Here is a 23,542-nt window from a genome sequence, read left to right as displayed (position 1 = left end):
TGGTGGAAGCCCGCGGCTACGGTGGGTCACGACAGAACCACCTCGCCCGCGAGCGCGGCGTAAAAAAGGGGTAAACTTTCGGTTTTGCGGTAATTAACCATTGTTTTCCGCTGATCTGAGGAAGGAACTGGTGCCATGGTGGGCCGGCCACGAGGGGGTCGATTGCAGCAGGTGGGATCGAGGGTTCTGGCCGTCATCGGACGCCAGGACTGGATCGATCGGCCGAGCTATCGGTTCGAACATCTGCTGAGCTTCGCCTACAACGGGCTCGGTGGTGCCCGCAACACCGTCACCAACGCACTCAACGGGGTCTGGCTAGGTCACCCGGTGCACCCGCCACTGGCGTCGCTGACCAGTGGTGCCCTCGGGACCACGGTGGCCCTGGACGCGCTGAGCCTGCTGCCGGGTCAGCCGGCAGCCGAGGTCGTCGACGCATCGCGTTTCGCGTCGCGCGCACTCGGGGTGGGGATCCTGGCGAGCCTCGGCTCGGCGGTCACCGGCGTCACCGACTGGCAGCACACCCACGAGGAGGACCGCCGCATCGGCGCGGTGCACGGCCTGGTGAACGTGGCCGCCACCGCGCTGTACATCCAGTCCTGGTGGGACCGGCGCAAGGGGCGCCACGGGCGGGGCATCCTGCTGACCGCTCTCGGCTACGGCATCACCGTCGCCGGCAGCTACCTCGGTGGTGCGCTGGTCTTCGAGTCCGGGATCGGCATCGACCAATCGGGTCCGCGACTGCGCACCTCCACCTGGACGCCGGTGCTGCCCGCAAGTTCGTTGAACGGCAAGCCGGTACGCGTCGAGGTCGACGGGGTGGGCCTGGTGGTCTGCCGAACCAGGCCAGGTGAGGTGGCGGCTTACGGGGAATTCTGCCCGCACCTGGCCGCACCGATGGCCGACGGCTGGATGGACCGGGGCCGGCTGGTTTGCCCCTGGCACGGTTCATGGTTCGCCGCCGAGTCCGGCGAAGTTGTGCGCGGCCCGGCAGCAGCGCCGCTGCCGTGCTACGAGGCCCGATTGGTCGACGGAGTGGTCGAAGTCCGCGGTGAGCGGCGGCACGCTCCCGGCGGCGCGGTTGGAATCGCAAAAGGAGGAACCAATTGAACGCCTATGACGTGCTCAAGGATCACCACGTCGTGATCAAGGGCCTGGGCCGCAAGATCAGCGACGCACCGGTGAATTCCGAAGAGCGGCACGCCCTTTTCGACGATTTGCTGATTGAGCTCGACATCCACTTCCGCATCGAGGACGACCTGTACTACCCGGCGCTCAAAGATGCCAGCAAGCTGATCGCGGTCGCGCACGCCGAGCATCGCCAGGTGGTCGACCAGCTTTCCGTGCTGCTCAGAACCCCGCAGAGCGCGCCCGGCTATGAGGACGAGTGGAACTCCTTCAAGACGGTGCTGGAGGCCCACGCCGACGAAGAGGAACGCGACATGATTCCCGCTCCCCCGGAAGTGAAGATCACCGACGTCGAACTCGAGGAGCTGGGCAACAAGATGGCCGCGAGGATGGAACAGTACCGCGGCTCGGCAACCTACAAGATGCGCACGAAGGGGCGCGCGGCGCTGGTGCGTTCTCTGTAATCCCGACGACACCGCCCGCTTGCGGCATTCGGTGGGCCACCGAGAGTAGCCTCACGGCACATGAACCCCGAGCCTGTCGCCTCTCAGGGTGACATTTCGGCGGAGATCGCCCGCATCGCAGCGCAATACCAGGGCGTCCGCGGGGGAGTCGGGCAACGCGAGCTACCGCGGCTGGACTATCCGCCGTACCGCAGCACGATCCTGCGCCATCCCAAGCAACCGCTGGTGGTGGTCGACCCCGAGGGGGTCGAACGATGGGCGCCGTGCTTCGGCCACCAGGACGTCGACCCACTCGATGCCGACTTGACCGCCGGGCACCCAGGCGAGCCGATCGGGGAGCGCGTCGTCGTGACAGGGCGCGTCCTCGACGACTCCGGTCGGCCGGTCGCGGGGCAGCTGGTGGAGATCTGGCAAGCCAATGCCGGCGGCCGCTACCGTCACCAGCGCGACCAGCACCCCGCTCCGCTCGACCCGAACTTCACCGGCGCGGGCCGCTGTCTGACCGGTCCGGACGGCACCTACCGCTTCCTGACCATCAAGCCCGGCCCCTACCCGTGGCGCAACCACCACAATGCGTGGCGCCCGGCGCACATCCATTTCTCCGTCTTCGGAACCGCTTTCACCCAGCGACTCGTGACCCAGATGTACTTTCCGGGCGATCCGATGTTCGGGCTGGACCCGATCTTTCAGTCGATCCTGGATCCCGCCGCACGCCAACGGCTGATCGCCCGCTACGACCATGACCTCACCGAGCCGGAGTACGCGACGGGGTACCGATGGGACATCGTGTTGGCCGGCGGTGCGCGAACCCCGACCGAGCGTGCAGATGACTGAATCAGCCTGCACGCCGGGGCAAACCGTCGGCCCCTTCCTTCACCTGGGACTGCCATATCCCGGTGACAACGCGCTGATCGGCCCGGGCCATTCGCAGGCGATCCGGCTGCACGGCACGGTGTACGACGGCGCCGGAGCCGTCGTCCAGGACGCGCTGATCGAGCTCTGGCAACCCGACAGCGCGGGAGGCGTTGCGCGCCAAGCCGGTTCGCTGCGCCGCGAGCCCACGGTGTTCACTGGTTGGGGACGCTGCGCGACCGACGATGCCGGAAGCTACTCCTTCACCACCCTGCGGCCCGGATCGGCGATCGCGGGGCGGCCGCCGTTCTTCGCGCTCACCGTGTTCGCCAGGGGACTGCTGGACCGGCTGTACACCCGGGCCTACCTGCCGGGCGCCGAGTCGCACTCCGATCCGCTGTTGGCGGCCGTAGCCGCCGAGCGCCGGCCCACATTGCTCTGCGCCGCCGAAAACGAGGGTGCGGCCTACCGTTTCGACATCCACCTGCAGGGCCCGGCCGAGACCGTGTTCCTGGCGTACTCGGAAGACGCGCGATGAGCAACCTGTTGTGGCCCGGAGACCATCGCGCCGGCGACCACATGACCGATGAGGCGCTGCTGGGATCGATGGTCGCGGTGGAGTGCGCGTGGTTGGACGCGCTGGCGGCCGCCGGCCTGGCACCCGCCGAGTGCGCCGGCGCCGAGCTGTGGAACCTGGTCACGCACAACGACGGTGAATCGATCGCCGTCAGCGCCGAGGGCGGCGGCAACCCGGTTATTCCGCTGGTGAAGCTGCTCCGGCAACGGGCGGAGTCGGGCATCGCGCCCTGGATTCATCGCGGGCTCACCAGCCAGGACGTCCTGGACACCAGCCTGATGCTGGCCGTGCGCGCGGTCGCCGATCACCTGACAACCGAGCTGAGGCAGCAGGTTGGTACGCTGTCAGAACTCGCGAAACAACACCGGGGCACGCCGATGGTGGCCCGGACCCTTACCCAGCATGCCGCACCCACCACCTTCGGCGTCAAGGCCGCCGGCTGGCTGAACGGCATTGTCGACGCGTTCGAGCGGGTGGCGGTGCTGAGCACGCCGATCCAAATCGGCGGCGCCGCAGGGACATTGGGCGCCACGACGGAACTGGCGGCGTTGCTCACCGGCACCAGCGACGCGGCCGGCGTCGCACTGCAGCTCGTGCGAAACGCCGCAACCACATTGGGCTTGCATGACCGGTCCACGTGGCACACCGCCCGCGCACCCATCACCGCGGCCGCCGACGCCTTGGTCGGCTGCACCGACGCCTGGGGTCGCATCGCCTCCGACATCGTCACCCTGGTGCGCCCGGAGATCGCCGAACTCGACGAGCCGGCGGCCGCCAACCGCGGCGGGTCGTCGTCGATGCCGCACAAGCGAAACCCGGTGCTGTCCATCCTGATCCGTCGTGCCGCCATCGCGGCCCCGCCGCTGGTCGCGACGCTGCACACGGCGGCGGCGCTGGCCAATGACGAGCGGCCGGACGGGGCATGGCACGCCGAATGGGATACCCTGCGCACCCTGGCCCGCCGCACCGTCGTCGCGGGGTCGGAATGTGGCGAGCTGCTGGCCGGGTTGACCGTGCACCCGCAGCGGATGGCCGAAAACTTGGCTGTCGCAGACGTTTCCGGTGAGCAGCGGGCGATCGCCGAGCTGGTGAGCAAGGAGCCGTCATCAACCTACCTCGGTGCCGCCGAGCAATTGATCGCAGCGAGCCTGGGCCGTGCGGCGCGCGTGCTAGCTCAGCGCCGATAGATGCTTGCCAGCCAGATGTGCACCCACTCGTGCAACAGCCGCTCGGCGGTTGCAAGTATGGCCTGCTCGCGGTCGTCACCGCAGTGGTGCGACGCGCGCCGGCCCCGCGGGGCCCGCAGGTACCTTGTTGTGTCCGGAGGCCGGACATGCCCGTCGATTAAGAACGGCGCTTTGCTGGACGGCGACTTCGCTAGTCCGCCACCGCAATCTCGATGGACAAGCACTCACCCAGCGCGTGCGCGGCGGCCCAGTCGCCGCCACAGACGGCGCGCTCGAGTTCGTCGACCAGCGGGCTGTCGGCGGCACCCAGGTCGGCCAGCCACGCCGCCACGGTCTGCGTGATCTGGTCAGCGGGCACCCGAGCCATGTGCCCTTTGTGGAGGCGGTCGGTCAACTGATAGATCGTGGCCGTCGGCCGGCGCTGCGGCCAATGAACCATCCATTTCGGTGAATTCATCGTCCCCTCCCCGCTAACCTCGACGACTCATCCGGCCCGGCGGCGCTTGCAGCACTAAGCCACAATAGTACGTCTGTACCAATGCATTGACCGGTATTTTCGCCGTGAGAAATGCCGTTTTTTTGAGATCTCGGGTCATTTGATCGCCTACCTGGTGCTAAGGAACGAACGGGCCGAATCCATGCCGCGCCAGCGGCGCGCGCCCGCGGGCCATGATGCGTTCCAAGACGTTGTGGGACAGGTCGCCGTCGTTGGCCACCCGGGCGAGACCGCGCCGCCGCAAGAACATGTCGAGCCGTCGATCCGGTGACCAGTCGGCGTAGATGGATCCGAGGTAGTGCGACTGCAGAAAATCCGACGCCAACGCGTCGAGGTCGGACTCCGTCAACGACGGTGGGGTTGCACCCATAACCGGCAAGCTCCTTTGTTCTCCCGCGACTGCCGCAGCCAAGTTTTGCCAGGGGGCGTCACTAAACCGTCACGCAGAGATTGCGGAACGGGCCCAAAGCCGGCCGGAGTGCAACGGCGGAGCTCAACGCCTTGCGGCGGTCGTGTCCGACGGCGCCGGTTTGTGGGCGACGATGGCGACGGCGGCCAGCTGCTTGCGATGTTTCTGGAAAGTCCGGCGCATGGTCAGGACCCGTTTGCGGGCGTCGCGGTGCACGAGCACGTTCCGGGCGAATCGCAGCGCACCGAGAAACCCTTCGTCGGACACCAGCCGGCGCGGCTGCAGCAGCGCCATGGGCGCGGTCGCGACCTCATCGACCAGCAGCCCGTGCTCAGCGAGCAGTTTCGACCACTCCGCCACCGTCAATGGACGCGCGTTCACCTTGATCGCCCGGGCAAGGGCCTGCCGGATGTCTGTGCTGATGTCCTCCGGCACGTCGTCGGGAGTGAGGGCCAGCTCGTGGATCGCGTAGCGGCCGCCCGGCCGCAGCACCCGCGCCGCCTCGGCGACGATGGCCCGCTTGGCCGCGTCGCCCTGCATGCTCAGCATCGCTTCCCCGATGACGACGTCGCTGCTGGCGTCGGGCAATCCGGTGGCCGCCGCGTCGGTGACCCGGACGGCCGCGTTTTGCGCACCGAGATCGCTGAGCACGCCGCGCACGACGTTGGCCGCGTCCGCGTCACCCTCGGCGCCGACGTACGACCGCGGCCCGTGGGCCACGATCTCGGTAGCGGTGCGGCCCAGGCCCGGCGCCAGCTCGACGACGTCGGCCCCGGTCAGCCTCGCGTGGGACAGCAGGGTGCGGGTCAGCTCGACACCGCCGGGGCGCAGCACGCGCTTGCCGAGTCGTGCCAGCAGCCAATGGCCGGCAACCGCGTCGTCGGCGCGGCTGGACGAGGGTAGCGGAAGCTCGGAACCTGCTCGTTGTCCTGACATCAAATCTCCTGCCGCGCAGAGCTTTCCAGCGGCTCTATGGCCAGGTCGAGATGTCCGTGGCGCACTGGGGGTGGGGTATCAGCGAGTTTACCGATCCGAATGCGCCAGACGTTGGGGCCTTTATCGAGATACTCCCAGTCGTAGCCGCTCGGGTAGTCGGCCTCGAATTCGTCGTGCAGGTGCTTGGGGTCGTGGTTATTGACCAGAACGAACGATTCGCCGACTTCCAGCGCGGCGTAGGTCGCGAAGATGGTCGGGTGCTTGGCCGGCTGACGCAGCTGGCGTACGTCAAGTTCGTTGGCGGGCATGGGCTCCGACCTCCGGTCTAGTTTTCACAAGTATTGTTGTGTAAACTCTAGCCCATGACCTACGTGATCGGGAAGCCGTGCATCGACGTGATGGACCGCGCTTGCGTCGATGAATGTCCGGTGGATTGCATTTACGAAGGCGGCCGGGCGCTCTACATTCATCCCGACGAGTGTGTTGACTGCGGCGCGTGCGAGCCGGTTTGTCCGGTGGAAGCGATTTACTACGAAGATGACCTGCCTGAGGATCTCAAACCCTACCTGGCCGACAATGAGGCATTCTTCGCTGAAACGCTGCCGGGCCGCGACGGCCCATTGGGATCCCCGGGCGGGGCGGCCAAGATTGGTCCGCTCGGTGTCGACACGCCTCTGGTGGCGGGCCAGCCCAGTGCCACCCATTCAGACGGGGCGTGAACGACGAGAAGTGGGAGGGGCCCTGTGAAATCCGAGAAGTCCCAGGACTCGTCAACCCGTGAATCGGCCGGCCGGCGGCGCGCCGTGATGCGGCTGCTGCGGGCCGCCCCGGATCCGATGAGCATCGCCGGAATCGCGGATGTGCTCGGCGTGCACCCCAACACCGTCCGTTTCCACCTCGACAGCCTGGTCGTTGACGGCCAGGTGGAGCATGTCGAGCTCGACCGGAAGGGGCCGGGGCGTCCACCGCTGATGTTCCGCGCGGTCCGGCAGATGGATCGCGGCGGAACGCGGCACTACCGGCTGCTGGCCGAGATCCTGGCCAAGGCCTTCGCCGCCGAGCGCAATCCCGGGCCCAAAGCCCTGGCCGCGGGCCGCGCCTGGGGCCAGAAGATGAGTACCGAGTTGCATTCGCTGCCCGACGACGCCGACAGCGCCGAGGAGGCCATCGCCCACCTGATCGATTTGCTCGACGAACTCGGCTTCGCCCCCGAGCGCCGGGTCAGCAACGGAGAGCAGCAGGTTGGCTTGCGGCACTGCCCCTTTCTGGAATTGGCCGAAAACTCGTCGAGTGTCGTCTGCCCGGTGCATCTGGGCCTCATGCAAGGAGCCATGGAGAACTGGGGTGCGCCCGTCTCGGTGGATCGGCTCGACCCGTTCGTCGAGCCGGACCTGTGTCTGGCGCACCTGACGCTGCAAGGCGCGGCCAAATGAGCACAGGCACAGCGGTTGCCGTTGCGCTGACCTTCACCTGGCTCGGCATGGTGCTGGCCATTTCCTTCTTGGAAGCTCCACTGAAATTCCGGGCCCCCAATGTGACGGTGCAGATCGGGCTTGGCATCGGGCGGCTGGTTTTTCGCGCGCTCAATACCGTCGAGGTGGCTTTCGCCCTCGTCATCGGGGCCATCGCGATTTCCGGTCCGACGCGGGTCGGCGTCACGGTGGCGATCGCCGTCGCCGTGGCGGCGCTGGCCATTCAGCTGGTCGCGGTGCGTCCCGCGCTGACCCGTCGTGCCGACCGGGTGCTCGCGGGATCGGATGGACCTCGCTCCCGCGCTCACTACGCCTACGTCGCGCTGGAGACGGTCAAAGTCGTCGGCCTCGTCGTGACGGGGATACTGCTACTGAGCGGTTAACTCCCAACCCTCAAGGCCGCGTGAGGGCCCTGCAACTTCGAAGGACCACGATGGATTCCATTTCGCTGACCGAACTCTCATCCGAAAAGATCGCCGAGGCCAAACAATCGCACAGCGGGCGGGCCGCCCACACCATTCATGGCGGCCATACCCACGAGCTTCGCCAGACCGTCCTGGCCCTGCTGGCCGGTCACGATCTGTCCGAACACGACAGCCCGGGTGAGGCGACGCTGCAGGTGCTGCAGGGCCAGGTTCGGCTGACGACCAGCGGAGACACCTGGGACGGCAAAACCGGTGATTACGTCGCGATTCCCGCCGAACGGCACGCCCTGCACGCGGTCGAGGATTCGGTGGTCCTGCTGACGGTGCTGAAGACCATCCCGTCGGCGCACTAGGCGCCGATGTTGTCGACGCCCTGGTCCGCCGAGTTCGGTCTGCGGGTCCCCATCGTCAATGCCCCGATGGGCGGGGTGGCCGGCGGCCGACTGGCAGCGGCGGTCACCGCGGCCGGGGGTCTCGGCATGGTCGGCATAGGCAGCGTTGCGACCAGGGAGCTGCTCGCCGAGCAACTACAGCACGTCGACGGTCGGTTCGGTATCGGCATGGTGGACTGGGTGATGCGCAACGAGTCCGGATTGCTCGAGGACGCGCTGGCCGCACGACCCGCCCTGCTGTCGGTCAGCTTCGGCACCGAATGGTCGTGGGTCGCCAAGGCGCATAAAGCCGGAATTCCCACCGTGACCCAGGTTTACGACAGCGCCGGGGCCCGGCAGGCCGTCGACGCCGGGGTCGACATCCTGGTCGCGCGCGGGTCCGAGGGCGGCGGGCACGGCGAGGACAAGCTGGGACTGCTACCGCTGCTGGACGCCGTGTTGGAGGCCGTCTCGGTGCCGGTGCTGGCCGGCGGCGGCGTCGCCTCGGCGCGCAGCCTGGCCGCGGTGCTGGCCGCCGGCGCCAGCGGGGCGTGGGTTGGCACCCGGTTGTCGGCATGTCCGGAAGCGCTGACCGGCGACACCGGCCGCCGGGCACTGGTCGCGGCCACCGAAACCGATACCACCGTCACCCGGGTCTTTGACGTCGCCAAGGGGCTGCCGTGGCCGGCGCGGTTCCCGTCGCGGGTGCTGGCCAACGACTTCGTCGAGCGCTGGACGGGCCGCGAGGGGGCGCTGGACGCGGGGGCCTGCGAGGAGCTGGCGGCCGCGATCACCGCCGGCGACTGCCGGACCGCGCCCGTGGATGCCGGTCAGGGCGTCGGGATGATCCACAACGAGGCATCGGTGGCCGATGTGATCGACGAGATGTGCACGGGCGCTGCGGAATTGCTGTCTCGCTGGGCGACATAGGGGCACTGGCCGCCACAGTGCGTGATGCTCGACGACCTAGTGGTCGCCGGGTGTGAGCACAACGCAACACCGGTCCCGGCCGGGACACAACCGGGCGCCTGGTCCATGCGGTGCGAGCGCATCGGCCACACCGCTGATCAGCGCATGGTTCATGTTGCAGGCCAGCTCCGTCTGCTCCTGCGCCAGCGCGTGGAACGGGCAGTTGGCGAGCTCGACCTCACCGTCGGAAAAACGCGGCTCGTAGCCGTATCGGCGCAGCACCAAGACCGCGCGCTGCAGGGCCGCGGCGGCGTCTTTCGGGGGGGTCGGGACCGTCGTCTCCGAGGGTTCGGTGGCGCCGATCGCGTGGCCGTACTCGCGCGCGACACGGTTGAGGACCTCGGTAACCGGCTCGCCGGTAGCGGCCGAGCGCGCGATGGCCGTCGCCATCAAGCGCCCGGCCAACTCGTACTCCCGCTGGGGAAGGCTGACCGCGATGTCACGGCGAGCCCTGCGATACAACTTGGCGGTACGTCCGGCTCCCGGGCCGGAGCGGCCCGTCAGCCGTGCGTAATCGGATTCCAGCAGCCCTTCGGCGGTGAGCCGGTCGAGGTGGAACTTGGCCTGGTGGTGGGGGATTCCGACGGCGTCGGCCGCCTGGTCACGGCTCACCCATCCCGGTTGGGCGCCGACGAACTGGTAGAGCTGTCGGCGCACGGGATCGGCGAGTGCGCCGATTCCTGCGGCGTCGCGCTCCAGGGAGTCCGCGTCGTCCATTCGACCCCGTTTCTAACAGACAAAATGCTTGACGCTACAGTCTACCCAATCTAACGTACAAAGTGTTATCCGTTAGAAATGGAGGCAGATATGACCACCAAACAAGTCGCCGGGAGTCACGCTCTGGCCGACCAGCTGAGGGATCCCGCCTACTCGGCGTACCTCGCGTTGCGCACCGTGTTCACCATCGCGCCCATCGTTTTCGGGCTGGACAAGTTCTTCAACCTGCTCACCCACCCGCATCACTGGAGCATGTATCTGGCCGGGTGGATCGATGGTCTGGTGCCCGGGACGGCCGATCAGTGCATGTACCTGGTGGGCGTCATCGAGATTGTGGCCGGCGTGCTGGTGGCGGTGGCCCCGCGCTGGGGCGCCTGGGTGGTCGCGGCATGGCTGGTCGGGATCATCATCGATCTGGTCACCGGGCCCGGCTTCTACGACGTCGCGCTGCGCGACTTCGGATTGCTGGTGGGCGCCGTGGCGCTGGCGCGGCTGGCGCAGGGCGTGCACATCGGCACCGTCGCGGCGGTTAGCCCTCAGACCGCGCGTAGGTAGCGCTTGGCGATGAGGCGCTGACCCACCTTCAGCACCGGCCTGCCGGCCTTGCTCCACCAGGTTCCGGGCCGGGAGAAGGCGGTGACCTCCGCGTAAACCGCGGAGGTCACCGGGTCGCGACGAACTACGAAGCGTTCCTCGCCGGATTCCGGGTGGCCCGGCAGGGTGCCGTAGCCGAAGCCGCGGATGTCGGGCTCGTCGACGACGTAGACGACGCGGCAGGGGGCCGGCAGGAAGCCGATTTTCACCACCACCACCGCGTCGACCACGGCGATCTCGGAGCTGGCCTGCACCCGCAGCCCGGATCCGCGCTGCATGCCCCAGCGCATGACGGCGGCCGCCGCTTGCTCGAAACGCTCCTGCCCCGTGCCGATTTGGCGCTCGGCGTGCTGATGGTCGTATCCGGCAGGCAGTTCGCCGGAAGCGGTCGCCCCCACTTCGGTGTAGGTCAGGGGGAGTTCCTCGAGCGCTCGCAGGTCCACGGTACTCAGCTTGCCACGCCGAGATGCGCCGCGGCGGATCGCGCGTACGGTCTGTAGGTGTGAGCGCAGAAAACTCGAAAACTGTTGCAGGGGCATCCGGAACATTCACCTTCGGTGGTGACCTGACCGTCAACCGACTCGGCTTCGGCGCCATGCGCCTGACCGCAAAGGGCGTGTGGGGCCCGCCCGACGACCGCGACGAATGCGTCCGGGTGCTGCGGCGGGCCGTCGAACTCGGCGTGAACTTCATCGACACCGCCGACTCCTACGGTCCCTACGTGTCCGAGGAGATCATTCGCGAGGCGCTGCATCCTTACGACGGTCTGGCGATCGCGACCAAGGCGGGGCTGTTGCGCACCGGCCCGGATGTCTGGATTCCGTTGGGCAATCCGAGCTATCTGCGTCAGGAATGCGAGATGAGCCTGCGCCGGCTGGGCGTGGACACCATCGATCTGTTTCAGCTGCACCGCATCGACTCGAACTTCCCGCTCGAGGATCAGGTGGGCGAGCTGCTCGCGCTGAAAAACGAAGGCAAGATCCGCCACATCGGCCTGTCCGAGATCGACGTCGACCAGCTGAACGCGGCCCTGCGCATCACCGAGATCGTGTCGGTGCAGAACATGTACAACCTGACGTCTCGCGCCGCCGAGCCGCTATTGGACGCCGCGACCGCGCAGGGCATCGGGTTCATCCCGTGGTTCCCGCTGGCCGCCGGGCCGCTCGCCGCCCCCGACGGTCCGCTGCAGCGCATCGCCGCCGAGCACGACGCGTCGCCCTCGCAGTTGGCGTTGGCGTGGTTGCTCAAACGCTCGCCGGTAATGGTGCCCATCCCCGGTACGTCCAAGGTTGCGCACCTGGAGGAGAACGTCGGCGCCGCTGGGATCGAGCTGTCCGACGACGAATTCGAAACGTTGTCGGCCGCGGGGGCCCAGCAGCCGGTCTGACCACCGCGTCACAGCCCATCCGCCGGGCAATACGGTGTCTTGGTGGCCGAACATCAGCGACACCCCGGCGGGGGATTCAACCCACCGGAGCCGACGACCAAGGGCGGGCCCGACTACGGCAGGTTCATCGAGGCCGTGCGCTCACTGCAGGACCACGCCCGGGCGGCCGACGCGCCCGACGAGGTGATCACCGAGGCCGCTGACCTGCTGGAGAAGGCGTCGGCGCTGCTGGCCCCGTTCGACGCCGACGAATGGACGTCCCCGTCGGGCAGGCGGATGGACCTGCCGATGCGCGGCAACATCCTGACCATCCCGATGTCGGCCCACAAGGGCGAGGACGGCCGGATCCACGGCCAGGCCCGTTTCGCCCGGTTCCATCTGGGCCGCAACGGCGCCGTGCACGGCGGTGCGCTGGGGATGCTGTTCGACTCCGTCCTCGGCTTGTCGGCCTCGGTGCTCACCGGCAGCCCGAGACAACGCACCGCGTACCTCAAGATCGACTACCGACACATCGTTCCGGTGGAAAAGGAACTTCAGTTCGACGCGGGCATCGACCGGGCGGACGGGCGCAAGATCTTCGTATTGGGCCGGTTGTGCGATGGTGATCAGCTGCTGACCGAAGCCGACGCGCTGTTCGTACGGCTCAAACCCGGCCAGCCCTGACGTTTCAGCGGCCGTGCCGGTTGCGCGGCGTTGGCATCGGCAGCGTCACTTCTTCGTGATCCAGTTCGCGTTCCAGCACGCGAAGGCTTCGATCGGGCAGCATGCCCACGTCGCGCCAGCGCACGAGCTCGTCGCGCTCCGCGTCGATTGCCGCCCGCCGGACCGCGGCCGCCGCCTCGTAGTCGGGGTGGCTGGGGAGGTCGTCGGAATCCGACAGCACATCGAGCCGACGTTTATACCGCGTGAGCCGAGCGGACAACTGCCGTCGGACGAAATCGATCGCCCGCTTGTCGACCTCGTCGCGAGCCTGCTCGTCGAGTTCGTCGAGAGTGGCGAGGGCAGCCTGAACCGCGGCCGTGCGCGCTCGATTGCGCAACCGGATCTCGTCGACGGCGTTGGCGTGTACCCCGAGCGCACGCACGATCGGGCCGAAGGTGCTGCCCTGCCCGATCAGCGTCACGAGCACGACCACCAGGGTGCAGAACAGCAAAAGGTCCCGGACGGGAAACGGCGCGCCGCTGTCCGTCGTCAGGGGCACCGCGAAGATGGCGGCAAGGCTGACCACGCCGCGGCTGCCGGCCCAACTCAGCACGAGAAGCTCACGGCCACCGAGTCGCTCCGTGTCGTGGTCGCGCCGGCGACCGTTCTGGCCCGGGTCGGCGGCGTCGTCGTCGTCGGGGTTCGTGCTGACGTTGCCGAGACGGGTGTGCAGTTGCCGCGGAAGCGACTGCGTGAACAGCAGCCACAGGGGGCGCATCAACAGCACCACTGCGGTGGTGACGGCGACCGCCACGACGATCGTCGACGGTGGCCGCCCACGCAGACCCTCGATCATGGCCGGCAACTGTTGACCGATGAGCAGAAAGACAAGGCCCTCCAGCAAGAAGTTGACGAACCGCCAGACGGCTCGGGTCTGCAGCCGGCTCGCTCCCGACTCCGACCGGGGTGAGTCGTGCCCGACGACCAGCCCGCACACCACGACGGCCAACACACCGGACGCGTGCACCTTCTCCGCCGCGAGATAGGCCAAAAACGGTGTGGTCAGGGAGATCGCGTTGGCCGTCATCACGTCGTGCGGCAATCGCCGCAACAACCGCCGGCTCCAAGCGAACGCCAGCCCGATAACCAGGCCGCCCACGGCCGCCAGCGCGAACTGCCGCAGCGCCGACGGGAACGAGAATCCCGCGCCGCGGCCAACCGCGATGGCCACTGACAGGGTGGTCAGCGCCGTCGCGTCGTTGAGTAATCCCTCGCCTTCGATCAGTGTGACGATGTTGAGCGGCAGACCGACCTTGCGGGCGACGGCCAGCGCGGCGACCGGATCGGTGGGCGCCACCGCCGCGCCCAGCGCCATGCCCGCGGCGAGCGTCGCACCGCTGACGAGCAGCGCGAAGGCGCTACCGACGGCAGCGGCGGTGAGCAAGACGAGGAGGACCGACAGGCTGATGACCGTGCGCAGGTTGCGGCGTATCCCTACCAACGACGAGCCCAGCGCCGCGTTGTACAGCAGCGGCGGCAGGATGCAGGTCATCATCACGTCTGGGCGAAGACTGACGTTCGGCCCCGGTAGCAACCCGTAACCGATACCGACGAGAGTGAGCAGGGCCGCACTGGGCAGCCCGGTGCGCTCGCTGACCCAGTTCGTCACGACGATGACGCCGACAGCGGCGAGCAGCAATGCCAAAGCCGTCTGCGCCGCCACGAACCCATTCTGCCGATAGCTGCCCGGCCAGTGCGATCCGCGAGGCGCAGGGCGAAGGCCACCACAGCCCGACGAACGCGATCGAAGTCAACCGATCTCTCGAAGAAGCCACTGCTCGGCGGCCCCGCTTCGTTCCGGACCCGCCCGATAGCATGGTCGTCGACTCATCGAGCCTTGGAGACGCCACCATGACCGCCGCACAGCCCGCCCCGGGAGCCGATGGCGGCGACCCGCAGCGCCCGGCACCGACGGGCTCGCGATCGCCGCAAGCCCCGATCCGGGTGCCCGCTGGGACCACCGCGGCCGCGGCGATCGGTGAGGCGGGGCTGCCGAGGCGGGGCACACCCGATGCCGTCGTGGTGGTGCGCGACGACTCGGGAAAGCTGCGCGACCTCAGTTGGACGCCCGACCGCGACGCCGACGTCGTCCCCGTGGCCGCCGACACCGACGATGGTCGTAGCGTCATCCGGCATTCGGCCGCACACGTGCTGGCCCAAGCCGTCCAGGAGCTGTTCCCCCAGGCCAAGCTGGGCATCGGGCCGCCGATCGCCGACGGCTTCTATTACGACTTCGATGTGGCGGAGCCGTTCACCCCGGAAGACCTGACGGCGCTGGAAAAGCGGATGCGCCAGATCGTCAAAGAGGGCCAGCTGTTCGAGCGGCGCGTGTACGAGTCCAAAGAGCAGGCGCGCAGCGAGCTGGCCGACGAGCCCTACAAGCTCGAACTCGTCGATGACAAGTCGGGCGATCCAACCATCATGGAGGTCGGCGGCGACGAGCTCACGGCGTACGACAACCTCAATCCCCGTACCCGGCAACGGGTTTGGAGTGACCTGTGCCGCGGGCCGCACATCCCGACCACCAAGCACATCCCGGCCTTCAAACTCACTCGCAGCTCGGCCGCCTACTGGCGCGGAGACCAGAACAACGCCAGCCTGCAACGCATCTACGGCACCGCGTGGGAATCGCAGGAGGCGCTGGATGCCTACCTCGAGCTGATCGAGGAGGCGCAACGCCGCGATCATCGCAAGCTGGGCAGCGAGCTGGACCTGTTCAGTTTCCCGGACGAAATCGGCTCCGGCCTAGCGGTTTTCCATCCCAAGGGCGGTACCATCCGTCGCGAGCTGGAGGAGTACTCGCGGCGCAAGCACATCGAGGCCGGGTACGAGTTCGTCAACACGCCGCACATCACCAAAGAGCAGCTCTACATCACGTCGGGCCACCTCGAGTGGTACGCCGACGGCATGTACCCCCCGATGCACCTCGACGCGGAGTTCAACGCCGACGGGACGGTGCGCAAGCCCGGGCAGGACTACTACCTCAAGCCGATGAACTGCCCGATGCACCACCTGATCTATCGGTCACGTGGCCGCTCGTATCGCGAGCTACCGTTGCGGCTCTTCGAGTTCGGCAGCGTGTATCGCTACGAGAAGTCGGGTGTGGTGCACGGGCTGACCCGGGTGCGCGGCATGACCCAGGACGACGCCCACATCTACTGCACGCGAGAGCAGATGCGCGACGAGTTGACTTCGCTGTTGCGCTTCGTGCTGGGCTTGCTGGCCGATTACGGACTCAACGACTTCTACCTCGAGCTGTCCACCAAGGACCCGGAGAAGTACTCGGGCTCCGACGAGATGTGGGACGAGGCCACCGAAGTGCTGCGGGAGGTCGCCGAGGTTTCGGGGTTGCATTTCGTTCCCGACCCCGGCGGCGCGGCGTTTTATGGGCCGAAGATCTCGGTGCAGGTCAAGGACGCGTTGGGCCGCAGCTGGCAGATGTCGACAATCCAGCTCGACTTCAACATGCCGGAGCGATTCGAGCTGGAATACACCGCGTCCGACGGGTCGCGGCAGCGGCCGGTGCTGATTCACCGAGCGCTCTTCGGATCGATCGAGCGGTTCTTCGGCATCCTCACCGAGCACTATGCGGGGGCGTTCCCGGCGTGGCTGGCGCCGGTGCAGGCGGTGGGTATCCCGGTCGCCGACGAGCACGTTGGGTACCTGGAAGGCATTGCTGCGCAGCTGAAGTCGCACGGCGTGCGGGTCGAGGTCGACGCCAGCGATGACCGGATGGCGAAGAAGATCGTCCACCACACCGCGCAGCGGGTGCCGTTCATGTTGCTGGCCGGTGACCGAGACGTCCAAGCCGGCGCGGTCAGCTTCCGCTTCGGTGACCGCACGCAGATCAACGGCGTGCCCCGCGACACTGCGGTCGATGCGATCGTGAAGTGGATCGCCGACCGCGAGAACTCCATGCCCACAGCCGAACTCGTGAAAGTGTCAAGTGGTGAGTGACCGTGAGTGATCGCGAACCTGCCGAGCAGGGTGCCGACGACACCATCCTGGACACCGGCGTCGGCGAGCAAGATCACCTGCAGCGGTTGTGGACGCCCTATCGGATGACGTACCTGGCCGAAGCGCCGATGAAGCGCGACGACGGTAAAACCGAGCAGCCGTTCACCGACATACCGCACCTCGCCGACGAAGACGGTCTGGTGGTCGCTCGCGGGGAGCTCGTGTATGCCGTGCTCAACCTCTATCCCTACAACCCCGGACACCTGATGGTGGTGCCCTACCGTCGGGTCTCCGAGCTCGAAGATTTGACCGACCCGGAAAGCGCGGAACTGATGTCCTTCGTTCAGAAGGCAATTCGCGTCATCAAGAACGTCTCGCGGCCGCACGGTTTCAACGTCGGCCTGAACCTGGGGACCTCGGCCGGCGGGTCACTGGCCGAACACCTGCACGTGCACGTGGTGCCGCGCTGGGGTGGGGACGCGAACTTCATCACCATCATCGGAGGATCGAAGGTGATCCCGCAGTTGCTGCGCGAGACGCGGCAGCTATTGGCCACGGAGTGGACAAAACAACCATGAGCAAAATGCCGTTCCTGTCGCGGGCGGCGTTCGCGCGGCTGACCACTCCGACCGCGCGGGCGTGCCTGCGGCTGGGATTGACCCCCGACGTCGTCACGATTTTGGGTACCATCGTCGCGGTGGCCGGGGCGTTGACGCTGTTCCCGATGGGCAAGTTGTTCGCCGGCACGCTGGTGGTCTGGTTCTTCGTCCTCTTCGACATGCTCGACGGTGCGATGGCCCGGGAACGCGGCGGCGGCACCCGGTTCGGCGCGGTGCTGGACGCCACGTGTGACCGGGTCAGCGACGGCGCGGTGTTCTGCGGGCTGCTGTGGTGGATCGTCTTCGGCCTGCATGACAAGCTACTTGCGGTCGCCACGTTGATCTGCCTGGTCACCTCGCAGGTGATCTCCTATATCAAGGCCCGCGCCGAAGCCAGCGGGTTGCGCGGCGACGGCGGCCTGATCGAACGGCCGGAACGACTGATCATCGTGCTCGTCGGCGCAGGCGTGTCCGACCTGCCGTTCATTGCGTGGCCACCCGCGCTGCCGGTCGCGATGTGGGTGCTGGCGGTGGCAAGCCTGATCACCTGTGCGCAGCGGTTGCACACTGTGCATACCTCGCCGGGCGCGACCGACCGGCTGGTGGGCGAGCCGTGATTCCCACTCCACCGGGCCTGAAAAAGCTTGGGGCACAACCGCTGCGCCAGTTGGCGAGGCGGCTGGCGGGTAGCGTCACGGGCGGGGTGGGCGCCGACTGGGCCTACGCGTCGGGCTGGATGGCGGTGCGTGCGATGCCGGAGTTCGCCGCGCGCAACGCCTTTGAGGCCGGCGCACGTTATGCCGCTCGCGGCGGCGGCCCCGACCAGCTGCGCAAGAATCTGGCTCGCGTCGTCGGGGTGCCACCCGAGGACGTGCCGGACTCGCTGATGCGGGCCTCGCTGGCGTCCTACGCTCGTTACTGGCGTGAGGCGTTCCGCCTGCCGGGCATGGACCTGGGCGTCGTGGGCCGCGAGCTGCACGACTCGGTCCTCGGGCAAGACCATATCGAGGCGGCGCTGTCCAGCGGCCGCGGCGCGGTGATCGCGTTGCCGCACAGCGGCAACTGGGACATGGCCGGGGTTTGGCTGGCGCAAACGCACGGCACCTTCACCACCGTCGCCGAGCGGCTCAAACCCGAATCGCTCTACCGGCGCTTCATCGCCTACCGTGAACGCCTCGGCTTCGAGGTGCTGCCCCTGTCCGGGGGAGAACGGCCGCCGTTCGACGTGTTGTGCGATCGGCTGCGGGACAATCGGATCGTGTGCCTGATGGCCGAGCGCGACCTCACCCGCACCGGCGTGCAGGTCGACTTCTTCGGTGAGCCCACCCGGCTGCCGGCCGGCCCGGCGAAGCTCGCCATCGCGACCGGGGCGGCTCTGCTGCCGGCGCACTGCTGGTTCGAAGACCGGGGCTGGGGCGTCTGGATACAGTCCCCGCTGGACTGCACCAGCGGCGACGTTGGCGCCATCACCCAGGCGATGGCCGATCAGTTCGAGAAGAACATCGCCGCCCGTCCCGAGGACTGGCACATGATGCAGCCGCAGTGGCTGGCCGACCTGCCCGAAGCCAGGCAGGCCCGGCTGAAGGAAACCTGATGCGGATCGGGATGGTCTGCCCCTACTCGTTCGACGTTCCGGGCGGGGTGCAATCGCACGTCCTCCAGCTGGCCGAGGTGATGCGCGCCCGCGGGCACGACGTCAGCGTGCTCGCGCCGGCCTCGCCGCACGCCGCGCTTCCCGACTACGTCGTCTCGGCGGGCAAGGCGGTCCCGATTCCCTACAACGGGTCGGTGGCCCGGCTGCGGTTCGGGCCGGCCACCCACCGCAAGGTGAAAAAATGGCTCGCCGAAGGCGATTTCGACGTGCTGCACCTGCACGAGCCCAACGCGCCGAGCCTGTCCATGTTGGCCCTGAACATCGCCGAGGGTCCGATCGTCGCCACGTTCCACACGTCGACCACCAAATCGCTGACGCTGACGGTGTTTCAAGGGATCCTGCGCCCGATGCACGAGAAGATCGTCGGCCGCATCGCGGTCTCCGATTTGGCCCGGCGCTGGCAGATGGAGGCGCTGGGCACCGATGCGGTGGAGATCCCGAACGGCGTCGACGTCGCCTCGTTCGCCTCGGCCCCCTACCTGGACGGCTACCCGCGCCCCGGCAAGACGGTGCTGTTCTTGGGCCGCTACGACGAGCCCCGCAAGGGCATGTCGGTGCTGCTCGACGCGCTGCCGGGCCTGGCCGAGCGGTTTGCCGACGTGCAGCTGTTGGTCGTCGGTCGCGGCGACGAGGACCAATTGCGCGCCCAGGCAGGCGAACTGGTGGACCACATCCGTTTTCTCGGCCAGGTCGACGACGACGGAAAGGCCTCAGCGATGCGCAGCGCGGACGTGTATTGCGCGCCCAACCTCGGCGGGGAGAGTTTCGGCATCGTCCTGGTCGAGGCGCTGGCCGCCGGCACCCCGGTGGTGGCGAGCGATCTGGACGCCTTCCGTCGCGTGCTGCGGGGCGGCGACGTGGGATGCCTGGTACCTGTCGGCGACGGCGACGCGCTTGCCGATGCGCTGATCGCGGTGCTGGAGGATGATGTGCTGCGGGAACGCTATGTGACGGCCGGCTCGTCAGCTGTTCGGCGTTACGACTGGTCGGTGGTGGCCAGTCAGATCATGCGGGTTTACGAAACGGTCGCCGCGTCAGGCGCAAAGGTCGAGGTGGCCAGTTGATGACATGGCTGGTTGTCGCCATCGCGGTGTTGGTCGCGGTGCTGGCGCTCTTCGGCGTCTGGGCCTACCGGACGGCGAACAGGCTGGATCGCCTGCACGTCCGTTACGACTTGTCGTGGCAGGCGCTCGACGGTGCACTGGCACGGCGCGCGGTGGTGTCGCGCGCAGTCGCGATCGACGCCTACGGTGGTGCGTCCGAAGGTCGGCGGCTGGCGGCGCTTGCCGACGCCGCCGAGGCGGCACCGCGGCATGCGCGGGAGAACGCCGAGAACGAGCTGTCGGCCGCGTTGGCCGTCGTCGATCCGGCATCGCTGCCCGCCGGTCTGATCGCCGAGCTGGCCGATGCCGAGGCCCGGGTGGTGCTGGCCCGCCGCTTCCACAACGACGCGGTCCGGGACACCCTGGCGCTGGCCGAACGGCCCCTGGTGCGGTTGTTTCACCTGGGCGGGACCGCCGGGCTGCCCAGTTATTTCGAGATTGTCGAGCGGCCGCACGCGCTGGCCCACGGAGCCTTGGGCTTTGAAGGAGTCCTCAACCACCGAACCTCGGCGCGCATCGTGCTGCTCGACGACACCGGTGCGGTACTGCTGCTGTGCGGATCGGACCCCGCGCTCGCTCAGCACGCGCCGAAGTGGTGGTTCACGGTGGGCGGCGAAGTGCAGCAAGGCGAACGGCTCGCCGAGGCCGCCGCACGGGAGCTGGCCGAGGAAACCGGTCTGCGGGTCACGCCGGCGGAGCTGGTGGGGCCGGTGTGGCGGCGCGACGAGGTCTTCGAGTTCAACGGCTCGCTGATCGACAGCGAGGAGTTCTACTTCGTCTACCGCACCCGCCGGTTCGAGCCGTCGCGCACCGGACGAACCGATCTCGAACGCAGCTACATCCACGGCCACCGCTGGTGTGACGCTGCCGACATCGCCCAACTCGTCGCGGCGGGGGAGACGGTGTACCCCACGCAACTATCCGGACTGCTCACCGACGCAGCCGCGCTCGCCGGCGGCCGCACCCCCGGGCCGCTGCTTTCCATCCGCTGACTGCGCCGGTCAACGCGGGCCAAACCGCCTCATTAGACTGGGTCGACAACCGTTGAAGGAGATCAAGCAGTGAATACCGCCCACCCGAGCAACGGGCGAACCGGAACGGCGCGCGTCAAACGGGGCATGGCCGAGATGCTCAAGGGCGGCGTCATCATGGACGTCGTCACTCCCGAGCAGGCCAAGATCGCCGAGGGCGCCGGCGCCGTCGCTGTCATGGCGCTGGAACGGGTGCCCGCCGATATCCGCGCGCAGGGCGGGGTGTCGCGGATGAGCGACCCCGACATGATCGAGGGCATCATCGCTGCCGTGACCATCCCGGTGATGGCCAAGGCCCGCATCGGCCACTTCGTCGAGGCGCAGATCCTGCAGAGCCTCGGCGTGGACTACGTCGACGAGTCCGAGGTGCTCACCCCCGCGGACTACACCCACCACATCGACAAGTGGAAGTTCACCGTGCCGTTCGTGTGCGGGGCGACCAACCTCGGTGAGGCGCTGCGCCGCATCAGCGAGGGCGCGGCCATGATCCGCTCCAAGGGCGAAGCGGGCACCGGTGACGTCTCCAACGCGACCACGCACATGCGGGCGATCGGCGGCGAGATCCGCCGCCTGACGTCGCTGTCCGAGGACGAGTTGTACGTTGCGGCAAAGGAATTGCAGGCCCCCTACGAACTCGTCGTCGAGGTGGCCCGGGCGGGCAAGCTGCCGGTTACGCTGTTCACCGCGGGCGGCATCGCCACCCCCGCCGACGCGGCGATGATGATGCAGCTCGGCGCCGAGGGCGTGTTCGTCGGCTCGGGCATCTTCAAATCCGGTGCGCCCGAGCACCGCGCCGCCGCGATCGTCAAGGCCACCACCTTCTACGACGACCCCGACGTGCTGGCCAAGGTGTCGCGCGGGTTGGGCGAGCCGATGGTGGGCATCAACGTCGAGCAGATCGCGCAGCCGCACCGCCTCGCCGAACGCGGCTGGTAAGCCCGGGGCTATTGGTGGCGATCGAAGAGATCCTCGATCTCGAGCAACTCGAGGTCAACATCTACCGCGGACGGATGTTCAGCCCGGAGTCGGGATATTTCCAGCGCACGTTCGGCGGCCACGTGGCGGGTCAGTCGCTGGTCTCGGCGGTGCGCACCGTGGAGCCGCGCTATCAGGTGCACTCGCTGCACGGCTACTTCCTGCGGCCCGGGGACGCCACCGAGCCCACGGTCTTCCTCGTCGAACGCACTCGCGACGGCGGCTCGTTCGCCACCCGGCGGGTCAACGCCGTTCAGCACGGCGAGATCATCTTCAGCATGGGGGCGTCCTTCCAGACCGATCAGGAAGGCATCCATCACCAGGACGTCATGCCGGCGGCTCCGCCACCCGACGGGCTACCCGGCTTGGACTCGATCAAAGTGTTCGACGACGCCGGCTTCAAGCAATTCGAGGAATGGGACGTCTGCATCGTGCCCCGCGACCAACTGCAGCTGTCGCCGGGCAAGGCCTCCCAGCAGCAGGTGTGGTTCCGCCACCGCGACCCGCTGCCGGACGACCCGGTGCTGCACATCTGCGCGCTGGCCTACATGAGCGACCTGACGCTGCTGGGATCGGCGCAGGTCACCCACCTCGACGTGCGGGAGCACCTGCAGGTGGCGTCGCTGGACCACGCGATGTGGTTCATGCGGGCGTTCCGGGCCGACGAGTGGCTGCTCTACGACCAGAGTTCGCCGTCGGCCAGCGGCGGCCGTTCGCTGTGCCAGGGCAAGATTTTCACCCAGTCCGGCGAGATGGTCGCGGCGGTCATGCAGGAGGGGCTGACCCGCTTCAAGCGCGGGTACCAGCCGACCAAGCAGTGAACGCGCCGCGGATCGGAGTACTGGCGCTGCAGGGCGACACCCGTGAGCACCTGGCGGCCCTTCGCGAGGCGGGAGCCGAGGCGATGCCGGTGCGCCGGCGCAGCGAGCTCGAGGCGGTGGACGGGTTGGTGATCCCGGGCGGGGAATCGACCACCATGAGCCACCTGCTGCTCGACCTCGGCCTGCTGGAGCCGTTGCGGGGCCTGTTGGCCGACGGGCTGCCCGCCTACGGCGCCTGCGCCGGGATGATCCTGCTGGCCAGCGAGATCCTCGACGCCGGTGCCGGCGGGCGCGAGGCGCTGCCGCTGCGCGCGATCGATATGACGGTGCGGCGCAACGCTTTTGGTCGACAGGTCGACTCGTTCGAGGGTGACATCCCGTTCGCGGGGCTGAGCGATCCGGTGCGCGCGGTATTCATCCGGGCCCCCTGGGTCGAACGCGTCGGTGACGACGTCGAGGTGCTGGCCAACGCGGCCGGCCACGTCGTCGCGGTGAAGCAGGGCCGCAAGCTGGCCACCGCGTTTCACCCCGAGATGACCGGTGACCGGCGCATCCACCACCTGTTCGTCGACCTCGTCACCGGCTGAGGAGCGTGCGCGCGGCCGGCGGCTGCCGGCGCGGCGGTGCTAGCAACTTGGGCACGCCGCACGTCCCCGCCCAGCTGTGACGCCTGGAGCCGCTGGGACGGCCGGGTAGTGGCCGGGCAAGCCGCCCCGGCC

Annotated in this window: 29 protein-coding genes and 1 pseudogene; 22 read left to right on the top strand and 8 right to left on the bottom strand. The window is 68.0% G+C overall.

Going from position 1 to position 23,542, the window contains the following annotated elements:
- The first annotated feature begins 135 nt into the window (after positions 1-135).
- Genes AC5Y4F_RS13935 through AC5Y4F_RS13915 form a run of 5 tightly spaced genes read left to right on the top strand, consistent with a single transcriptional unit; the run spans position 136 to position 4,205 of the window.
- Positions 136-1,107 (top strand): Rieske (2Fe-2S) protein, encoded by a 972-nt coding sequence (locus AC5Y4F_RS13935; RefSeq protein WP_067935546.1) that lies wholly within the window; start codon positions 136-138, stop codon positions 1,105-1,107.
- On the top strand, positions 1,104-1,589 hold the full coding sequence (locus AC5Y4F_RS13930) for a hemerythrin domain-containing protein (protein WP_067935544.1): 486 nt from the start codon (positions 1,104-1,106) through the stop codon (positions 1,587-1,589). Before AC5Y4F_RS13935 ends, AC5Y4F_RS13930 begins: the two co-directional genes overlap by 4 nt.
- Positions 1,590-1,649: 60 nt before the next feature.
- Positions 1,650-2,423: a protocatechuate 3,4-dioxygenase subunit beta gene (pcaH, locus tag AC5Y4F_RS13925; protein WP_067935541.1), complete on the top strand. Its 774-nt coding sequence runs from the start codon at positions 1,650-1,652 to the stop codon at positions 2,421-2,423.
- Entirely contained in the window at positions 2,416-2,979 is a 564-nt protein-coding gene (gene pcaG / locus AC5Y4F_RS13920; protein ID WP_499997332.1) for a protocatechuate 3,4-dioxygenase subunit alpha, read from the top strand. Before pcaH ends, pcaG begins: the two co-directional genes overlap by 8 nt.
- The gene (locus AC5Y4F_RS13915) at positions 2,976-4,205 is read left to right on the top strand and encodes a lyase family protein (RefSeq protein ID WP_499997330.1); all 1,230 of its coding nucleotides are present in this window, start codon (positions 2,976-2,978) and stop codon (positions 4,203-4,205) included. The genes pcaG and AC5Y4F_RS13915 overlap by 4 nt, the downstream gene beginning before the upstream one ends.
- 32 nt (positions 4,206-4,237) lie before the next feature.
- Here AC5Y4F_RS13915 and AC5Y4F_RS13910 read toward each other — a convergent pair.
- The 5 genes and pseudogenes from AC5Y4F_RS13910 to AC5Y4F_RS13890 all read right to left on the bottom strand — a co-directional run.
- Positions 4,238-4,363, bottom strand: a pseudogene (locus tag AC5Y4F_RS13910) (TetR/AcrR family transcriptional regulator); the annotation flags it as partial.
- A gap of 32 nt (positions 4,364-4,395) precedes the next feature.
- Positions 4,396-4,662 carry an Rv2628 protein family gene (locus tag AC5Y4F_RS13905; RefSeq protein ID WP_067935532.1) on the bottom strand — a complete coding sequence of 89 codons (267 nt, stop codon included), beginning with the start codon at positions 4,660-4,662 and terminating at the stop codon, positions 4,396-4,398.
- A gap of 157 nt (positions 4,663-4,819) precedes the next feature.
- Complete coding sequence (locus tag AC5Y4F_RS13900; RefSeq protein ID WP_197520594.1) at positions 4,820-5,050, bottom strand: hypothetical protein; 231 nt, start codon at positions 5,048-5,050, stop codon at positions 4,820-4,822.
- Between the two features lie 144 nt (positions 5,051-5,194).
- Positions 5,195-6,046 (bottom strand): class I SAM-dependent methyltransferase, encoded by an 852-nt coding sequence (locus AC5Y4F_RS13895; protein WP_499997327.1) that lies wholly within the window; start codon positions 6,044-6,046, stop codon positions 5,195-5,197.
- Positions 6,046-6,354 (bottom strand): DUF2249 domain-containing protein, encoded by a 309-nt coding sequence (locus tag AC5Y4F_RS13890; RefSeq protein ID WP_067935523.1) that lies wholly within the window; start codon positions 6,352-6,354, stop codon positions 6,046-6,048. The genes AC5Y4F_RS13895 and AC5Y4F_RS13890 overlap by 1 nt, the downstream gene beginning before the upstream one ends.
- Positions 6,355-6,408: 54 nt before the next feature.
- Here AC5Y4F_RS13890 and fdxA point away from each other — a divergent pair, with 54 nt between their 5' ends.
- The 5 genes from fdxA to AC5Y4F_RS13865 all read left to right on the top strand — a co-directional run bounded on the left by fdxA (position 6,409) and on the right by AC5Y4F_RS13865 (position 9,244).
- Positions 6,409-6,765 carry a ferredoxin gene (gene fdxA / locus AC5Y4F_RS13885; protein WP_499997326.1) on the top strand — a complete coding sequence of 119 codons (357 nt, stop codon included), beginning with the start codon at positions 6,409-6,411 and terminating at the stop codon, positions 6,763-6,765.
- A gap of 87 nt (positions 6,766-6,852) precedes the next feature.
- The gene (locus AC5Y4F_RS13880; RefSeq protein ID WP_231986388.1) at positions 6,853-7,479 is read left to right on the top strand and encodes a helix-turn-helix transcriptional regulator; all 627 of its coding nucleotides are present in this window, start codon (positions 6,853-6,855) and stop codon (positions 7,477-7,479) included.
- Positions 7,476-7,901 carry a hypothetical protein gene (locus tag AC5Y4F_RS13875; protein WP_499997323.1) on the top strand — a complete coding sequence of 142 codons (426 nt, stop codon included), beginning with the start codon at positions 7,476-7,478 and terminating at the stop codon, positions 7,899-7,901. Before AC5Y4F_RS13880 ends, AC5Y4F_RS13875 begins: the two co-directional genes overlap by 4 nt.
- Positions 7,902-7,951: 50 nt before the next feature.
- The gene (locus tag AC5Y4F_RS13870; protein ID WP_499997320.1) at positions 7,952-8,296 is read left to right on the top strand and encodes a cupin domain-containing protein; all 345 of its coding nucleotides are present in this window, start codon (positions 7,952-7,954) and stop codon (positions 8,294-8,296) included.
- Positions 8,297-8,302: 6 nt separating this feature from the next.
- Entirely contained in the window at positions 8,303-9,244 is a 942-nt protein-coding gene (locus AC5Y4F_RS13865; protein ID WP_499997318.1) for an NAD(P)H-dependent flavin oxidoreductase, read from the top strand.
- A gap of 36 nt (positions 9,245-9,280) precedes the next feature.
- Here AC5Y4F_RS13865 and AC5Y4F_RS13860 read toward each other — a convergent pair whose 3' ends face one another.
- Positions 9,281-10,000: a helix-turn-helix transcriptional regulator gene (locus AC5Y4F_RS13860; RefSeq protein WP_067935508.1), complete on the bottom strand. Its 720-nt coding sequence runs from the start codon at positions 9,998-10,000 to the stop codon at positions 9,281-9,283.
- 90 nt (positions 10,001-10,090) lie between these two features.
- Here AC5Y4F_RS13860 and AC5Y4F_RS13855 point away from each other — a divergent pair, with 90 nt between their 5' ends.
- Complete coding sequence (locus tag AC5Y4F_RS13855) at positions 10,091-10,555, top strand: DoxX family membrane protein (protein ID WP_067935505.1); 465 nt, start codon at positions 10,091-10,093, stop codon at positions 10,553-10,555.
- On the opposite strand, the gene AC5Y4F_RS13850 is transcribed toward AC5Y4F_RS13855, so the two are convergent.
- The gene (locus AC5Y4F_RS13850) at positions 10,537-11,037 is read right to left on the bottom strand and encodes a DUF1990 domain-containing protein (protein ID WP_067935501.1); all 501 of its coding nucleotides are present in this window, start codon (positions 11,035-11,037) and stop codon (positions 10,537-10,539) included. The genes AC5Y4F_RS13855 and AC5Y4F_RS13850 overlap by 19 nt on opposite strands.
- A gap of 23 nt (positions 11,038-11,060) precedes the next feature.
- Here AC5Y4F_RS13850 and AC5Y4F_RS13845 point away from each other — a divergent pair, with 23 nt between their 5' ends.
- Both AC5Y4F_RS13845 and AC5Y4F_RS13840 read left to right on the top strand, forming a co-directional pair.
- Positions 11,061-11,981: an aldo/keto reductase gene (locus tag AC5Y4F_RS13845; protein ID WP_067935498.1), complete on the top strand. Its 921-nt coding sequence runs from the start codon at positions 11,061-11,063 to the stop codon at positions 11,979-11,981.
- A 39-nt stretch (positions 11,982-12,020) separates the two neighbouring features.
- Positions 12,021-12,644 carry a PaaI family thioesterase gene (locus AC5Y4F_RS13840; protein WP_499997315.1) on the top strand — a complete coding sequence of 208 codons (624 nt, stop codon included), beginning with the start codon at positions 12,021-12,023 and terminating at the stop codon, positions 12,642-12,644.
- A 4-nt stretch (positions 12,645-12,648) separates the two neighbouring features.
- Here AC5Y4F_RS13840 and AC5Y4F_RS13835 read toward each other — a convergent pair whose 3' ends face one another.
- Positions 12,649-14,346 (bottom strand): cation:proton antiporter, encoded by a 1,698-nt coding sequence (locus AC5Y4F_RS13835; RefSeq protein WP_499997313.1) that lies wholly within the window; start codon positions 14,344-14,346, stop codon positions 12,649-12,651.
- A gap of 188 nt (positions 14,347-14,534) precedes the next feature.
- Between AC5Y4F_RS13835 and thrS the strand changes: the two genes are divergently transcribed.
- From thrS to pdxT, 9 genes are all read left to right on the top strand, one after another.
- The gene (gene thrS, locus AC5Y4F_RS13830) at positions 14,535-16,640 is read left to right on the top strand and encodes a threonine--tRNA ligase (RefSeq protein WP_499997310.1); all 2,106 of its coding nucleotides are present in this window, start codon (positions 14,535-14,537) and stop codon (positions 16,638-16,640) included.
- Positions 16,641-16,642: 2 nt separating this feature from the next.
- Positions 16,643-17,218 carry an ATP adenylyltransferase gene (locus AC5Y4F_RS13825; RefSeq protein ID WP_067935493.1) on the top strand — a complete coding sequence of 192 codons (576 nt, stop codon included), beginning with the start codon at positions 16,643-16,645 and terminating at the stop codon, positions 17,216-17,218.
- Positions 17,215-17,856: a phosphatidylinositol phosphate synthase gene (gene pgsA, locus AC5Y4F_RS13820; RefSeq protein ID WP_499997308.1), complete on the top strand. Its 642-nt coding sequence runs from the start codon at positions 17,215-17,217 to the stop codon at positions 17,854-17,856. The genes AC5Y4F_RS13825 and pgsA overlap by 4 nt, the downstream gene beginning before the upstream one ends.
- A gap of 41 nt (positions 17,857-17,897) precedes the next feature.
- Positions 17,898-18,833, top strand: coding sequence for a phosphatidylinositol mannoside acyltransferase (locus AC5Y4F_RS13815; RefSeq protein WP_231986387.1), 936 nt, complete (start codon positions 17,898-17,900; stop codon positions 18,831-18,833).
- Complete coding sequence (locus AC5Y4F_RS13810; protein WP_067935485.1) at positions 18,833-19,957, top strand: glycosyltransferase family 4 protein; 1,125 nt, start codon at positions 18,833-18,835, stop codon at positions 19,955-19,957. Before AC5Y4F_RS13815 ends, AC5Y4F_RS13810 begins: the two co-directional genes overlap by 1 nt.
- Complete coding sequence (locus tag AC5Y4F_RS13805) at positions 19,957-20,988, top strand: NUDIX hydrolase (RefSeq protein ID WP_067935482.1); 1,032 nt, start codon at positions 19,957-19,959, stop codon at positions 20,986-20,988. Before AC5Y4F_RS13810 ends, AC5Y4F_RS13805 begins: the two co-directional genes overlap by 1 nt.
- A 69-nt stretch (positions 20,989-21,057) precedes the next feature.
- Positions 21,058-21,963, top strand: a complete 906-nt coding sequence (gene pdxS / locus AC5Y4F_RS13800; protein ID WP_067935479.1) for a pyridoxal 5'-phosphate synthase lyase subunit PdxS — start codon at positions 21,058-21,060, stop codon at positions 21,961-21,963.
- A 14-nt stretch (positions 21,964-21,977) separates the two neighbouring features.
- Positions 21,978-22,823 carry an acyl-CoA thioesterase II gene (gene tesB, locus AC5Y4F_RS13795; RefSeq protein ID WP_067935477.1) on the top strand — a complete coding sequence of 282 codons (846 nt, stop codon included), beginning with the start codon at positions 21,978-21,980 and terminating at the stop codon, positions 22,821-22,823.
- Positions 22,820-23,410 carry a pyridoxal 5'-phosphate synthase glutaminase subunit PdxT gene (gene pdxT / locus AC5Y4F_RS13790; protein WP_067935475.1) on the top strand — a complete coding sequence of 197 codons (591 nt, stop codon included), beginning with the start codon at positions 22,820-22,822 and terminating at the stop codon, positions 23,408-23,410. The genes tesB and pdxT overlap by 4 nt, the downstream gene beginning before the upstream one ends.
- The last annotated feature ends 132 nt before the right edge of the window (positions 23,411-23,542 follow it).

This window comes from Mycobacterium sp. NGS56 (assembly GCF_059812425.1).
Note: the sequence above shows the minus strand (reverse complement) of the source record. Positions and strands in the feature narration are given on the sequence as shown.